This is a genomic window from Acidovorax sp. LjRoot74, from assembly GCF_964254355.1.
Lineage (GTDB): Bacteria > Pseudomonadota > Gammaproteobacteria > Burkholderiales > Burkholderiaceae_C > Acidovorax.
This window is the reverse complement of sequence record NZ_CAXUTI020000001.1, coordinates 4,818,552-4,831,592: the sequence shown is the minus strand read 5'-3', so window position 1 is coordinate 4,831,592 and position 13,041 is coordinate 4,818,552. Positions and strand designations below refer to the sequence as shown.

The following is a 13,041-nucleotide window of genomic DNA, read 5'->3' as shown; positions in this document are numbered from 1 at the left end:
AATTCAATCGGCACGGTGGCTCAATTTTGAATCGGCGCCAACACTCAGCCGCGATAGTTGCAGCAGCACGCGCGGTGCTCGCACGTCCAAAATACCCCCCACACTCTTGCACCCCAGCCGAAGACCAAGGCAGTTTTCATATGTCCGCCCAAAGCAAGCGAGCAATTCGCTGAATCGCCCACTGCAGTTCATCGCCTCCATGTTCGTCATGCAGGCGGTGGTAGGGCGGGGAACTCCCTTCAATTCAAGATACCTTGCCCGGACGTGTGCATTGCATTCATCTGGCGTGCAGATCAGAATGGGCCATGGCCCTCGAAGACGATATCGCTACCCTCTCCGCACTTGTTCAGCGTATGGTTGATGAATCAGGAACACCAGTAGGTTTTGACGCGCGGGCTTGGCTTGACCAATGGCTGTTGGAATTGGCACCGACATTTGGTCATCGTCGTCCACTGGATGTTCTCAGCGGACCCGGCGGGCTGGATTTGGTGCGTAGCCACCTCCTGCGCGCGCAATCCGGGGCCTATTCCTGAGCGCAATTGTGGTGCTCTCCATTCATTGAATGCGTCACTGCCCACTAATTCATTGGGCCATCGCACACGCCTTGAAAGCCGCCTTGGATTCCCGTGTGGGCCGACCAGCTTCTCAGCATCCCATCGTCGAAGCAGAAAGACTCGCATTGGCTGCCTCGAAGAACTCGACCACCTTGCCATCCTGATCAAGCCTGAAGACCTGATTCCAGCACCGGTTTCCGCCATGCACGACGATGTCCGCCAGAATTGCCTCACTGCGAAGAACACAACCGGAAGCCCAAGCCTGTTGCGCCAGATTCACGCTTGACTGGGACGAATACCATGCGCAAGAAAACCGATAAAAATATCGGCCACTTCGTCGCTTCCAAGGCTGCCATCGATATGCATCCATTGGGTAATCGAGCTAACAGCGCCCATGAACCAGAACACCGCCAATTTCACGTTGCACGGGGCAATGGAACCATCCTGAACACCCCCCTCGAGCACTTTGCGCAGCTCTTGATCAAACTTTCGCCGACGCAAAGTGATTTTTTTCTGATCCGCCACAGTCATACCGGAGAAATCCTGGAGGATCGCCGGTGCGCCCATTTCATCCGTTAGCAACGAGATGTAGTTCTTAATGAAGACCGAGATCCGACCGAAACCAGTATTTTCCGAAGCGATCGCGTCTTGCAAGACGCGATCTCCCAAATGCATGGCGAGCTCGTGGCATTCGTAGACAAGTTCCTGCTTGTTCTTGAAGTAGTAGTAGAGGGCAGGCTTGGTGACGTTGAGCGTTTTTGCAATCTCGTCCAAGGACACATTCTTGTACCCATGGCGGCCAAATGCGCGCGAAGCTTCCGCAATGACAGCTTGCTTTTTGAGCTGGTACTGCTCATCCGCGCCGCTGACCGCATTGTTCCATTTTGCGCCCTTGCCCGATCTTTTGGCAGCATTGCGTGTCAGTGACTTGGGCTTTGCCTCAATTGGCGTACTCATTGGTGTTGTTTTCCTTGAGGGCATTCGTATCGCTAACTGAGGCAAAGTGTATCGAACTGCTTTCGCCGATAGGCCTGCGGAGAAAGGCCGTGCTCATCAGCCAGCCAAGATACTGCGCGCAATGATCAACTTTTGAATGTGACTAGTGCCTTCGTAGATCTTTGTAACGCGCACATCGCGATAATAGCGCTCGACCGGGAAGTCGTTGACATACCCGTAGCCACCATGCACTTGCAGCGCCGCAGAGCAAACCTTTTCAGCCATTTCGCTGGCATAGAGTTTAGCAACGGAGGCCTCCTTACTGGTTGGCAGGCCCGCATCCGTAAGACGAGCTGCATACAGCATGTACTGGTGCGCCACCTCAACCTGCATGGCCATTTCCGCCAAATCAAAGCTAATGGCCTGCAGTTCGGTGAGTGGCTTGCCATAGGCCTCGCGCTCTTTGGCGTAGCGGATGGCTGCCTCCAGCGCTGCACGGGCAATGCCGATGGCCAGGGCGGCGATTGCGATGCGCCCATCGGACAACAGCGATAGTGCTTTGCCATACCCGCGCCCTTCCTCACCGATCATGTTCTGAACTGGAACACGCATGTTGTCCAGCTGAATCTGAGCCGTGTGGGCCGTGTGCTGGCCCAGCTTCCTTTCGATACGCAAGCATTGGTAGCCTGGATCTTCGGGGTCCGCGATGAACAGGCTGAAGCGGTGACGGGCACCTGGTTCCGCAGTTGCTGCCACGACGAGCGCAAAGCCCGCTTCACTGCCATTGGAAATCCATTGTTTGCTGCCATTGATCACATAAACGTCGCCGTCCCGCTTAGCCGTGGTCCGGATGGCTGCGGTATCCGAGCCTGCATGGGGCTCTGACAATAAAAAGGCACCAATGCGCTTGCCACTGGCCAGATCCGGCAGATGGCGGGCCATCTGTTGTTCGGTTCCAAAACTACGTAACACGTGCGCAGCTGAGTTGTGGACGTGCATCATGGTGGCGAAGCCACCATCGGCCGCTGCGAATTCTTCAATAGCCAGGCAATACTCCACGAATGAAAGCCCGGAACCGCCGTATGCTGGCGGGGCGAGCATGCCCATGAAGCCTACGTCGGCAACTGCCTTGATTTCGTCGTGTGGCCAAGCCCCCGTGCGATCACGTTCGGCGGCCGTGCTACCCACCACTTCAGTCGCGACACGCCGGGCAGACTCCCGAATAATGACTTCTTGTTCGCTCAGCAATGCATTGGAAACGATGCTCATAAACCCATCCTTGAAAACTTGGAAAACGACTGACCCAATGCGGTCAACCCAGCCAGCGCTTGCGGCGGCGGTAATGTTTCATGTCGCGGAAACTCTTGCGCTCCCCATCGACCGTCAGGCCGAGGTAGAACTCTCGAACGTCCTCGTTGGTCTTTAAGCTGTTGGAGGGGCCCTCTAACACGATCCGTCCGCTCTCCATCACATAGCCGTAGTCGGCTAAATCCAGAGCGACGCGGGTGTTTTGCTCCACGATCAGCAGAGTCAGACCGCTGGTCTTGAGGTCACTCAGCAAACCATAGACCTCATCGACCATCAGCGGAGCCAAGCCGAGCGAAGGCTCGTCGATCATCACCAACTTAGGCTTGGCCATCAGGGCCCGTCCAATTACCAGCAATTGCTGCTCGCCGCCCGACAGGTAACCTGCTGTGCGAGTACGCAAGGCTTTCAGACGCTTGATGCGGCTATACACCTCATCAAGCATTTCCTTGGCATCGCCAGCGCTGCCCATATGACCGCCCACCACCAGGTTCTGCTCCACTGTCATGTGGCGGAGAACCTTGCGCCCTTCCATGACATGTACCAACCCCTTGCGAACGACATCGACGGGGTTGGCACCGGTGATGTCCGCACCATCAAATTGAATACTCCCCGCCGTCACACGACCATCCTCTGTCCTGACCAGGTTGGAGATGGCCTTGAGCGTGGTGCTCTTGCCAGCGCCATTGGCGCCCAGCAAGGTCACGCACTGTCCAGCGGGGACTTTGGCGGTAATGCCTTTGACAGCAAGAATGACGTCGCTGTAGAGGACTTCAACGTTGTTCAGTTCAAGCACGGGTAGCTCCAGATGATGTGGCCTGGGTCTCGGTGGCCCGAGACCCAGGCCGATTTGCAATTACCACTTGTTCAACACAGGAACCGGAACGTTCTGCTCGAGAAGTTTGTACTTTCCCTTTTCGACGGTGCCGATGTTGACGGCTGTGCCCGAGGTCGGGAACGGCGCATCATTGTTGAACTTGATATTGGGCAACAAGCCAAAACTGCGCTCGGTAGGCATGGGGGTGGACAGCAGTGCAGCGCGAACCTCTTCGCCCGTCACACCGCCAGCACCTTTGACCTTGACAACATTTTCAACGGCACGAACCGTCAACATCGCTTGGCTCATGCCCATAATGCAGGCAGAGTTATAGGCGGCTTGCAACTTGTATTGGCTGCGCAGTTTCTCGAAGAAGTCCCGTGCCGGTGTTGCGCCTTCGGCGGCCATGGCCATGCCATAGACCTCATAGTTTCCATCCATTTGGCTCAGGTCACCCAGCGCTTTCCCCGACGAAAGCAACCCGTTATGAGCGCTAACCACTATCGGAATATTGGTTTTTCCAAGGCTTTGCAGGGCGCGCCGTGTCGCCACTACCGATGCTGTATTGTTGAACACCTGCAGTACCGTGGCCCCCTTGCGGACCAGGCGGCTGACCTGCTGGGTAAGGTCGGTCGGCTGTGCTTCGGTATAAATCGTTTCAACGACTTCAATGATCTTCGGATTGTCCTTAGCGAACTTCTCGACACCTTTGTGGATGTCCACGTAGGCCGGCGATACTTCCGATGAAATCACCCCCACCTTGAGAGGAGCAGACGAACCCGACTTCTTCTGCATCCACACATAAAACGCAGCCGCTTCGTGCGGGTAAGTGGCACGGGCATTGAACACCCAGTTATCACCCTTCCAAGCAAATCCATATCCTGCTGTCGACTGGACAAGAGGCACCTTGTCACTAGGCAAGCGCTGCTGCAGCGCATTGGTATCTGCACCGCCCACACCCAGAACAGCCACCGGGTTGAGCTCGGACTTGATGCCTGGCCAGAGGCTGGCCACTTGGGCGACGTCATAGCGGGTGTCGAAATCCTTGATTCGCAATGCGACGCCCTGCGCTTTACCGACCTCTTCGCTCCACCAGTCGAGCACCGCACGGCGGCATCCCGTCATATCTTTCATGATGTCTGCGAAAGGTCCGGTGAAGTCAGCCAGGCCAGCCACGTTGTAAGTAGTCTGAGCTTGTGCCATGCCGCCAAGGCACAAGGCTGACGCCAGTAAAGCGCCGCGTTGCCCCAGTTTGACCATTGCCGACAACTTTGCTCGATTCGTTTTCATAAAAAAAGTCTCCTTTTGTAGTAGCGCTTTGCATTGGAGCAGCCCTTCCCAGCGCCTAAGGTGGCTGCAGAAAACAGGATTGCGGTCAATATGGGTAAGGCCACATGCGATAAGACCGCTTGACGATGTTCCACCGGTGCATCAGACCGCGTGGCTCAAAGATCAGAAAGGCCGCGATGACTCCACCCAGGAAAATATTCATCACTGCGAAAACAACATCTCCGCTCAGGAAGGAAAAGTTCTCGACCAGTGAAGGGCCCACGATGGTGATCGTCTCCTGGGCAGTACGGATAACAAACACGCCGATCAGCGCGCCCGTCACCGACCCCATGCCACCCACAATGATCATCGCGATGAACCATATCGAGTGGATCAGGGTGAACTGGTCAATCGCCACGAACCTGACGTAGTAAGCCCAGAGCCCTCCACCGATGCCCGCGTAAAACGCACCCAGCAAGAAGGCAAGTACCTTGGTGCGCACGACATTGATGCCCATCATTCCTGAGGCCACGTCGTCATCGCGCACTGCCGCAAAAATTCGACCATGGCGGCTGCGTGCGACGCCGTAGGCGCCCGCAATCATGATGAAGGCCACTACCAGACACAGGTAGTAAATGCGGGTATCGGTGTTGAAAACGAAACCAAGGAGCTGTGCTGGTTCCAGAGTGATGCCGTTAGATCCCCCCAGCCACTTGGCAGGCAGGTTGAGCACAAAGAAGTGGAACAAAATCTGCGCAGCAATCGTGGTCAAGGCAAGGTAAAAACCCTTTATGCGCATTGCGGTTAATCCAAACACCAGCCCAAAAAGCGCCGCGCACAGCCCGCCGATGGGCAAAGCCAGCCAGAAAGGCAGGTGGCCTTTCGTCGCTAGGAGCGCTGTTGCATACGCACCAACCCCCATGAACGCAGCTTGACCCAAATTGATCTGACCCGCTAGACCAGTATTGATCTGCAGCCCCATGACCACCACTGCAGTAATCAGCATAGAGGTCATGATCGCCACCCAGCGGACCTCGCTGATCAGGGGCAGCGCAAACAACGCTATAACAAACAGGCCCAATGCCACCGCCTGGCTGCGCGTGCGAATTAGTGCTTGGTCTTTGGCGAAAGAAGTCGCGAATACACCTGCGGGATCCATGCTCATACCCTCTCAATGGTTTTCCACCCGAACATGCCGGTGGGACGAATTAACAACACCACCAGCATGATGATGAAAGGAAAGACGGAGCCCAGCGCTCCCCCCACCAGGGGATCGAGATAGGCCGAAGCCAAACCCTGAATCACACCCACCAAAACACCGGCGATCAGCAAACCTGCGAGGGACTCCAACCCAGCCAGCAAGGCCACCGGCAAGGCAGCCAGGCCGATGTCGGAGCTCATCATGTTGATGGAGCGGCCACTCAAATGCACTATCGCCCCCAGTGTGGAAAGCACGGATCCCAGCACCCACGCAAAGGCAATGGAACGCTGCACCGAGATGCCCATGGACATGGCCACCTGGTGGTCTTCCGCCACGGCCGTCATGGTCAAGCCAGCCCTTGTCCGGTTGAAAAACCAGGAGAGGCCAACGCCGATGAAGATGGTCATAATTCCACCGTAGAGCATCGAACGGGAGACGATGAGATCGCCAACGATGATCGGATCCAGAGGAAAGATGATCGGAAAAGCACGCACCTGTGGACCAAAAAGCACCAACACAACGCCTCGGATCAGAATCAAGAGACCGATCGTCACCATGACCATCGAGAAGACGGATTCCCCAACCAGACGGGCAAAAAATATCCGCTCAATCATGAAACCAAAAATTGCAGCACTAACGAATGCCACGGGCAATCCGACCCACAGCGGTAGACCCATCTGAATAATCGTCCACCACACCATGTAGCCGCCAAAGACCACCAACTCACCTTGTGCAAAGTTGAACACCTTTGACGCGCGATAGATCACGACGAAACCCATGGCGATCAACGCATACAGAAGCCCTGACAGCGCACCGTTTATCAGGTAGTTAATAAAATCGATCATTTCCGTCCTCTGCTTCGGGCTGCGCCCAGGTGGTCTGACCCTGCGGCGTCCGTGTCATGGATGGACACCAGAGCCTCGAAATTGCCGCGCCGACCGTCCTGGTAGGTCACAGGAATATCGATACGCACGGCGTGCAAGCCGTCATATAAACCGTTGATCAGCGTGGCGTATCGCACCTCCAGGAATTCGCGCCGCAGCTTTCTCGAACGTGTTAGTTCGCCCTCGTCCGGATCAAGCTCTTTTGGAAAATTGGCGAATCGCTTGACCCGCGCATGCGCCGGCAAAAACTGATTCACACGGGTAATTTCCTGACTGATCAACTCTGCGACCTCTGGCCGCTGTGACAAATCGGTAAAGGTTGAAAATCCGATCCGCTTGTCTTCTGCCCACCGCGACAGAACAGCCATGTCGATATTGATGAGAGCGGCCACGAAGTCCCTCGTCTCGTCTCCCACCGTCATGATGTCCTTGATGAAGGGACTGAACCGAAGGCGGGTCTCGACGAACTGCGGCGGGAAGGTTTCTCCGCTGCGCAAACGCTTGAGGTCCGACAACCGCTCCAGGAACACGAGCTCGCCTAGCTCAGTTTTCGTTACGGCATCGCCCGTGTAGAACCAGCCATCTTTCACCTTCGACTCTACGGAACCCTCTCTGCGGTAGTAGCCCAGAAACGGGCTTCCGCCACGAATCTGCAGCTCTCCGTCCGCACTCAAGCGCCATTCCAATGGTGGGCCCGCCTCTGGATGCGCCTTCATCCAGTGCCCTACGGTCTCCAGATCAAATCGGTCACCCTGGTGGCATGTCAGCAACCCGGTTTCGGTGGAGCCATAGATGTTGCGCAGAGGTATACCCATGGCATGGAACATGCGAAACACATCCGGTGCCATGGTGGCACCACCGCAGCTGGCACAGCGCAGCCGGGTCAGGCCGAGCAGATCTCGCAACGGGCGCAGAACCAGTGCATTGGCGATAGGAAACAGCAACCGGTCCAGCAGGCCAACGGGTTTTCCATCCAAGCGCCCCACATTAACGGTGTGACCGATCTTCATGCCCCACTCGTAGACACCTCGTCGAATGGGTCCTGCGTCGAGCATGTGCGCCTGCACAGAGGACGCCATGCTTTCCCACTGGCGCGGAGCAAATGTCATACCTTCCACCGCCAATTCCCGAATGTTGGACAACACCTGCTCCGGGCCCTCGGGGAAGTTCACTACCATGGGCAATCCCAATCCCATGGTGATGCCATATATTTGTTCAGTGGCCCAGGATGGCGCGATGTAACTCAGGTATTCCATACCCGGCTTCACATCCATGGAATCGATCAAGCGCTGGGCGTTGTCGATCAAAAAGCGATGCGTGAGGATCACGCCCTTGGGCTGCCCCGTCGTGCCGGAAGTGTAAGAAAGAACCGCTATGTCATCGGGGGCTCCCGCATCCACTAGCGCGTCGTACATCTTTCCGTTACGTTGATGGATTTCACGCCCTTGCCGCTGCATGCCATCGAAGGTTTGCAGGATGGGGTCGTTATACGACCACATACCCGTTTCATCCCAATACACAATGTGGCGCATCTTCAACGTCTTGTTCCGGACATCCAGGCCCTTGTCAACCTGCTCTTGGTCCTGCGCGAACAAGATGACTGCTTCGCTGTCGTCCAAAAGATAGGCCACCTCCTCCGAAGTGAGGTCCGGGTACATGGATACAACTTTGCATCCCAGTGCATGCGCGGCATACTCGGCCCAGTAATGCTGCGGCTCATTCTCACCAATGATGGCAATGGTCTCACCCGCTTTGACGCCTGCTTGGTGCATGCCCAGCGCAATCTCTCGAACGTTGCGCTGCACATCCGCAAAGCTGTACTCCCGCCAAATGCCGCGCTGCTTATGGCGCTGGGAAAGACGGTTGGGGTTAGCATGCGCATGCTTGCGCAGCAACTGGGGAAGGGTCGCGATTTCGAGTTTCATTGGACGCCCTCCCCAAGATAGGCTTTAAGCACTGCGGGATTAGCCTGGATCTCCTTGGGCGTTCCATCGGCGATCTTGCGTCCAAAGTCCAGCACAGCGATGCGGTCAGCCAGGTCCATCACCACACCCATGTCGTGCTCCACCAAAACAATAGGAATGCGCTTTGCCTCGCGCACATCCAGAATGAAACGTGCCAAGTCTTCTTTCTCTTCAGTATTCATACCGGCCATAGGCTCATCCATCAACAGAATCTTCGGGTCTTGGGCCAGTGCGCGCCCCAAGTCCACGCGCTTGCGAAGCCCATAACCGAGGCTGCCCACCGGCGCATGCCGGATGGATTCAATTTCAAGAAATTCAATGATTTCTTCCACCACCTCCCGATGCAAAACTTCTTCCCGTTTTGCCGGGCCGAAATGGAAAAATGACTGCACGAGATTGGCCCGCATGTGCATGTGGCGCCCCACCATCAGGTTCTCGATAACGGTCATGCCCGAAAAAATGTGCGTACCTTGAAAGGTGCGCGCTAGGCCCTGTGCCGCCACGTCGTGAACCGCCATGTCGCGCACGTTGTGCCCGGCCAGGGATATCTCGCCTTTCTTGGGGCGGTAGAACCCGCTCAGGCAGTTCATCAGAGAAGACTTTCCCGCTCCGTTCGGCCCGATGATTGCCAGCAGCTCGTCCTTGCGCACATCAATCGAAACATCATTCAGCGCCACAACTCCACCGAACTGCAGCAGCAGATTCTGGGCTGTCAGCACCACGCCTTCCCGCTGGCTTTGAATGGCTGCATTCATTGGTACCTCCACTCTGAATTCTTGGCTTTGTCCATCGAATTTCCTTCATAAGACCTTTGCAGGGTCTACGCATCCATTTGCGGGAATGCTCGCAGCGATCAATGGACCACGACTAACAACGGACACCCGCATCCAGGCTGATCGTGGTGGCATTCAAATAGGCGTTTTCCACAACGTGCCGAACCAGTCCACCGAACTCTTGTGCCTGCCCCATGCGATGAGGAAAGAGGATGACGTTGTCAATAATGTTTTGCGACACCTTCGTTGGCATGCCTGCAGACATGGCGGTCTCAAACAGACCAGGCGCCACGGCCACCACTCGGATTCCGTGTTGCGCAAGATCCCGCGCCACCGGAAGCGTCATTCCAATGACCGCCGCTTTGCTGGCGCTATATGCGGCCTGGCCCACTTGACCCTGCCACGCAGCACCAGATGACGTGTTCACGATGACCCCCCGTTCACCGTCGACATTGGGCTCGTTCTGCGACATGGCCAACGACGCATAGCGCACCACGTTGAATGTCCCGGTCAGGTTGATGGCGATCACCCGGTTCCAAAGATCCATCGGGAATAACTCGCCCTTTGAAAGCGTCTTGCAGGGACCCAGAATTCCCGCGCAATTTACCGCCACATGCAGCGCACCAAATTCCGCCACTGCCGCGTCTACGCCAGCCTTCACACTGGCCTCGTCCGAAACATCAACCTTCTGGATTCGCACGCGCTCGCCCATCGGCAGCACCTCGCTCGCAAGGCGCTCTTCGTCCAGATCAACCGCCATGACGCTCGCTCCGGCCGCAAGCAATGCCTTGCAAGTGGCGAGCCCCAGGCCTGAAGCAGCTCCTGTGACGAAGGCAATGGTATTTTTGACATCCATACTGTTTCTCTTGTCTCTTATTGAGTGCAGCGCTCAGCGCGCCAAGATGGTGATACAGGCAACAGCTTCTTCAATGCCCTCAAGACCGCCACCGTTTTCTGCCAGCGCAATCCTTGCGTCAGTCACCTGCCGCAGTCCGGCTTCCCCGCGAAGCTGAGTTACCAACTCATGGACTTGGGCAATACCGGTGGCCCCAACAGGGTGCCCCTTAGACTCCAGGCCGCCGGACGGATTAACGGGAATGCGGCCACCAATCCGGGTATCACCCCGCTCGGCAATCACACCGCCCATGCCGAACTCACAGAAACCGAGGTTTTCTGTCTGAATGATTTCACCCATGGCCGTGGCATCGTGCACCTCGGCCACCGAGATATCTGCTGGGCCAACACCTGCCAGTTCATATGCCCTGCGCGAAGCCAGTGCTGTGCAGTGGTTGGTGTAGTCGTCTTCGCTCCGGTCGGAACCGCTTTGCACTACTGCCGCCAACACCTTGATGGCACGCTTTTCATCGATGTTCAAGCGCATAAGCGCCGAGCGTGTGCAAATGATGGCTGCTGCTGCGCCATCAGACACCGGGGAGCACATGGGCAGAGTCAATGGGTAGGTGATCGGCGGCGCGGCGAGCACCTCTTCGATGCTGTAAGCCATCCGGTACTGCGACAGCGGGTTGTGCATGGAGTGCGCGTGGTTCTTGGATGAAACGGCGGCTAACTGGCGCTGCGTCGTCCCGAAAGTGCGCATGTGCGATCGTGCAAACGCCGCATACACGTCCATGAAAACGCTGTACGGCCTGGGTGAGGTACTCCCCTCGGGCACCGCCACGTCGCGCCCCATCTTCATCAACTCCCCACGAATCTCTTCTGCACGCGAGAGATCCCAGGCACTGTCAAACACCGAGAACATCTTGAGCTTGTCGGATGAGAACATCTTCTCTGCACCAACAGCCAAAGCGACATCGCCAGCACCCGACTTGAGGTGATTGCAGGCTAGAACGAACGCCGACGAGCCGCTTGCACAAGCGTTTTCGACGTTCACCACCGGAATGCGCCCAATCCCCATGGCCCGCAGCGCAATTTGCCCACGAATCATGTGCTGGCCATCCATATGCCCCTGGGAAGTGTTCCCAAAAAAGGCCGCTTCCAAGTCTTCTTTTTCCAATCCCGCGTCCGCCAAAGCAGCCGCCGTGGCCTCGCGTGTGAGCGCCTTGATGTCTTTGTCCAGATGCCGTCCGAATGGCGTCATCCCCACACCAACCACATAGATATCTTCCATCGCATTTCTCCGTGGCGGATCTTCTTGATCCATGAAAGTCAAATAAATTACTTTGTGTAAGATGTTTTTACTGTACAGTAAAATTCTCAACTGCTTGCCAGGGATTACCCTTGGTATCACATTCGCGGCTCAGCAAAGCGGCAGGAATCGCATGCCCCGCGCAGTCTCAATATCGCCCTGCTCAGTCACGCTGTACAAACCACGAGCCACGTTGTGGGGATGAGCGGCGGCTTCGGCCATGGTGAGCACCGGCGCAAAGCAACTGTCAGTGCCTTCCATCAGTGCATTCCAGTACGTACTAGGTTGGGAAGCAAAGCGCTGCGCAATCCGCGCCTTGAGAGACGGCCACAAAGTCTTGTCCATTTGCCGTGCGGGGTCGACATCCGTCAGCTGCAATTGCGTCAACAGCAATGCATAGAACTGTGGCTCGATTGCACCGACCGTGATGTATCGCCCATCGCTGCACAGATAGCGGTCGTAGAAGGGTGAGTCATGGAAGACACTGGGTTCGCTGCCTTCCAATCCGCCACCTTGACGAATCAGTTGCACGAGCGGCGACAGCATTGCCAACACATCAATGATGGCGCCGTCAACCACGCAGCCCTGGCCCTTATCCCGCGCGCCTAGCAACGCCGACACCATGCCAAATGCAAACCCGAGGGCGCCGGCAGCATCCCCAACCACTGTGGGTGGAAGCATGGGAGGGTGTCCCGGTTGCTCGGTGATCGACATGAGCCCAGTGAGAGCGACATAGTTCATGTCGTGCCCGGCGGCCTGAGCCAGCGGCCCATCCTGCCCCCAGCCCGTCATGCGCCCATACACAAGCCGCGGGTTGTATTCACCACATACATCGGGACCCAAACCCAGGCGCTCCATCACACCCGGGCGGTTGCCCTCAATCAACCCGTCGCTTTGCGCGACCATGTCCAGCGCCCGCGCCTTGTCCTCGTCGTTCTTGAGATTCAATGTGACGCGTCGTTTGCCGCGCGACAAGAGCGCCCCGTCCTTCGGAGTGAGCTCATCAGGCAATGCGCTCGCACCTGGCCGCCCGACCACAGTAACGTCAGCGCCCATCTGCATCAACATGAACCCAGCTAAGGGCCCTGGGCCGATCCCCTCGAACTCGACGATCTTGATACCCGATAGCGGGAACATGAGCGGGCTGCTCTTACTTCGCATGAAGAACTCCATTTGTTTAATTGTTTTACTT

The 13,041-nt window shown here is 56.6% G+C and carries 12 protein-coding genes; 1 reads left to right on the top strand and 11 read right to left on the bottom strand.

Annotation, left to right across the window (positions count from 1 at the left end; translation table 11 throughout):
- Positions 1–305 precede the first annotated feature (305 nt).
- Entirely contained in the window at positions 306–533 is a 228-nt protein-coding gene (locus tag ACSQ3O_RS22935) for an antitoxin Xre/MbcA/ParS toxin-binding domain-containing protein (RefSeq protein WP_082564895.1), read from the top strand.
- Positions 534–830: 297 nt separating this feature from the next.
- On the opposite strand, the gene ACSQ3O_RS22930 is transcribed toward ACSQ3O_RS22935, so the two are convergent.
- From ACSQ3O_RS22930 to ACSQ3O_RS22880, 11 genes are all read right to left on the bottom strand, one after another.
- Positions 831–1,511, bottom strand: a complete 681-nt coding sequence (locus ACSQ3O_RS22930; RefSeq protein ID WP_056743877.1) for a TetR/AcrR family transcriptional regulator — start codon at positions 1,509–1,511, stop codon at positions 831–833.
- A gap of 96 nt (positions 1,512–1,607) precedes the next feature.
- Positions 1,608–2,759: an acyl-CoA dehydrogenase family protein gene (locus ACSQ3O_RS22925; RefSeq protein WP_056743879.1), complete on the bottom strand. Its 1,152-nt coding sequence runs from the start codon at positions 2,757–2,759 to the stop codon at positions 1,608–1,610.
- Positions 2,760–2,802: 43 nt separating this feature from the next.
- Positions 2,803–3,591: an ABC transporter ATP-binding protein gene (locus ACSQ3O_RS22920; protein WP_056743881.1), complete on the bottom strand. Its 789-nt coding sequence runs from the start codon at positions 3,589–3,591 to the stop codon at positions 2,803–2,805.
- Positions 3,592–3,651: 60 nt separating this feature from the next.
- A complete protein-coding gene (locus tag ACSQ3O_RS22915; RefSeq protein WP_083235468.1) occupies positions 3,652–4,902 on the bottom strand; it encodes an ABC transporter substrate-binding protein in 1,251 nt (416 codons plus the stop codon).
- 85 nt (positions 4,903–4,987) lie between these two features.
- Positions 4,988–6,046, bottom strand: coding sequence for a branched-chain amino acid ABC transporter permease (locus ACSQ3O_RS22910; protein ID WP_231940635.1), 1,059 nt, complete (start codon positions 6,044–6,046; stop codon positions 4,988–4,990).
- Entirely contained in the window at positions 6,043–6,927 is an 885-nt protein-coding gene (locus ACSQ3O_RS22905; RefSeq protein WP_056743883.1) for a branched-chain amino acid ABC transporter permease, read from the bottom strand. Before ACSQ3O_RS22905 ends, ACSQ3O_RS22910 begins: the two co-directional genes overlap by 4 nt.
- A complete protein-coding gene (locus ACSQ3O_RS22900; protein WP_056743885.1) occupies positions 6,924–8,891 on the bottom strand; it encodes an AMP-dependent synthetase/ligase in 1,968 nt (655 codons plus the stop codon). Before ACSQ3O_RS22900 ends, ACSQ3O_RS22905 begins: the two co-directional genes overlap by 4 nt.
- Positions 8,888–9,685: an ABC transporter ATP-binding protein gene (locus ACSQ3O_RS22895; protein WP_056642819.1), complete on the bottom strand. Its 798-nt coding sequence runs from the start codon at positions 9,683–9,685 to the stop codon at positions 8,888–8,890. The genes ACSQ3O_RS22900 and ACSQ3O_RS22895 overlap by 4 nt, the downstream gene beginning before the upstream one ends.
- A gap of 112 nt (positions 9,686–9,797) precedes the next feature.
- Positions 9,798–10,559 (bottom strand): SDR family NAD(P)-dependent oxidoreductase, encoded by a 762-nt coding sequence (locus ACSQ3O_RS22890; protein WP_056642823.1) that lies wholly within the window; start codon positions 10,557–10,559, stop codon positions 9,798–9,800.
- Positions 10,560–10,592: 33 nt separating this feature from the next.
- Positions 10,593–11,831 carry a thiolase family protein gene (locus tag ACSQ3O_RS22885; RefSeq protein WP_056642825.1) on the bottom strand — a complete coding sequence of 413 codons (1,239 nt, stop codon included), beginning with the start codon at positions 11,829–11,831 and terminating at the stop codon, positions 10,593–10,595.
- Positions 11,832–11,960: 129 nt separating this feature from the next.
- Complete coding sequence (locus ACSQ3O_RS22880) at positions 11,961–13,022, bottom strand: CaiB/BaiF CoA transferase family protein (RefSeq protein ID WP_231940634.1); 1,062 nt, start codon at positions 13,020–13,022, stop codon at positions 11,961–11,963.
- Positions 13,023–13,041 lie beyond the last annotated feature (19 nt).

Excerpts from the sequence above, each read along its gene's own strand:
- ACSQ3O_RS22915 (WP_083235468.1), bottom strand. The coding sequence starts at position 4,902 with ATGAAAACGAATCGAGCAAAGTTGTCGGCAATGGTCAAACTGGGGCAA.
- ACSQ3O_RS22880 (WP_231940634.1), bottom strand. The coding sequence starts at position 13,022 with ATGGAGTTCTTCATGCGAAGTAAGAGCAGCCCGCTCATGTTCCCGCTA.
- ACSQ3O_RS22930 (WP_056743877.1), bottom strand. The coding sequence starts at position 1,511 with ATGAGTACGCCAATTGAGGCAAAGCCCAAGTCACTGACACGCAATGCT.
- ACSQ3O_RS22925 (WP_056743879.1), bottom strand. The coding sequence starts at position 2,759 with ATGAGCATCGTTTCCAATGCATTGCTGAGCGAACAAGAAGTCATTATT.
- ACSQ3O_RS22935 (WP_082564895.1), top strand. The coding sequence starts at position 306 with ATGGCCCTCGAAGACGATATCGCTACCCTCTCCGCACTTGTTCAGCGT.
- ACSQ3O_RS22905 (WP_056743883.1), bottom strand. The coding sequence starts at position 6,927 with ATGATCGATTTTATTAACTACCTGATAAACGGTGCGCTGTCAGGGCTT.
- ACSQ3O_RS22885 (WP_056642825.1), bottom strand. The coding sequence starts at position 11,831 with ATGGAAGATATCTATGTGGTTGGTGTGGGGATGACGCCATTCGGACGG.
- ACSQ3O_RS22895 (WP_056642819.1), bottom strand. The coding sequence starts at position 9,685 with ATGAATGCAGCCATTCAAAGCCAGCGGGAAGGCGTGGTGCTGACAGCC.
- ACSQ3O_RS22900 (WP_056743885.1), bottom strand. The coding sequence starts at position 8,891 with ATGAAACTCGAAATCGCGACCCTTCCCCAGTTGCTGCGCAAGCATGCG.
- ACSQ3O_RS22910 (WP_231940635.1), bottom strand. The coding sequence starts at position 6,046 with ATGAGCATGGATCCCGCAGGTGTATTCGCGACTTCTTTCGCCAAAGAC.
- ACSQ3O_RS22890 (WP_056642823.1), bottom strand. The coding sequence starts at position 10,559 with ATGGATGTCAAAAATACCATTGCCTTCGTCACAGGAGCTGCTTCAGGC.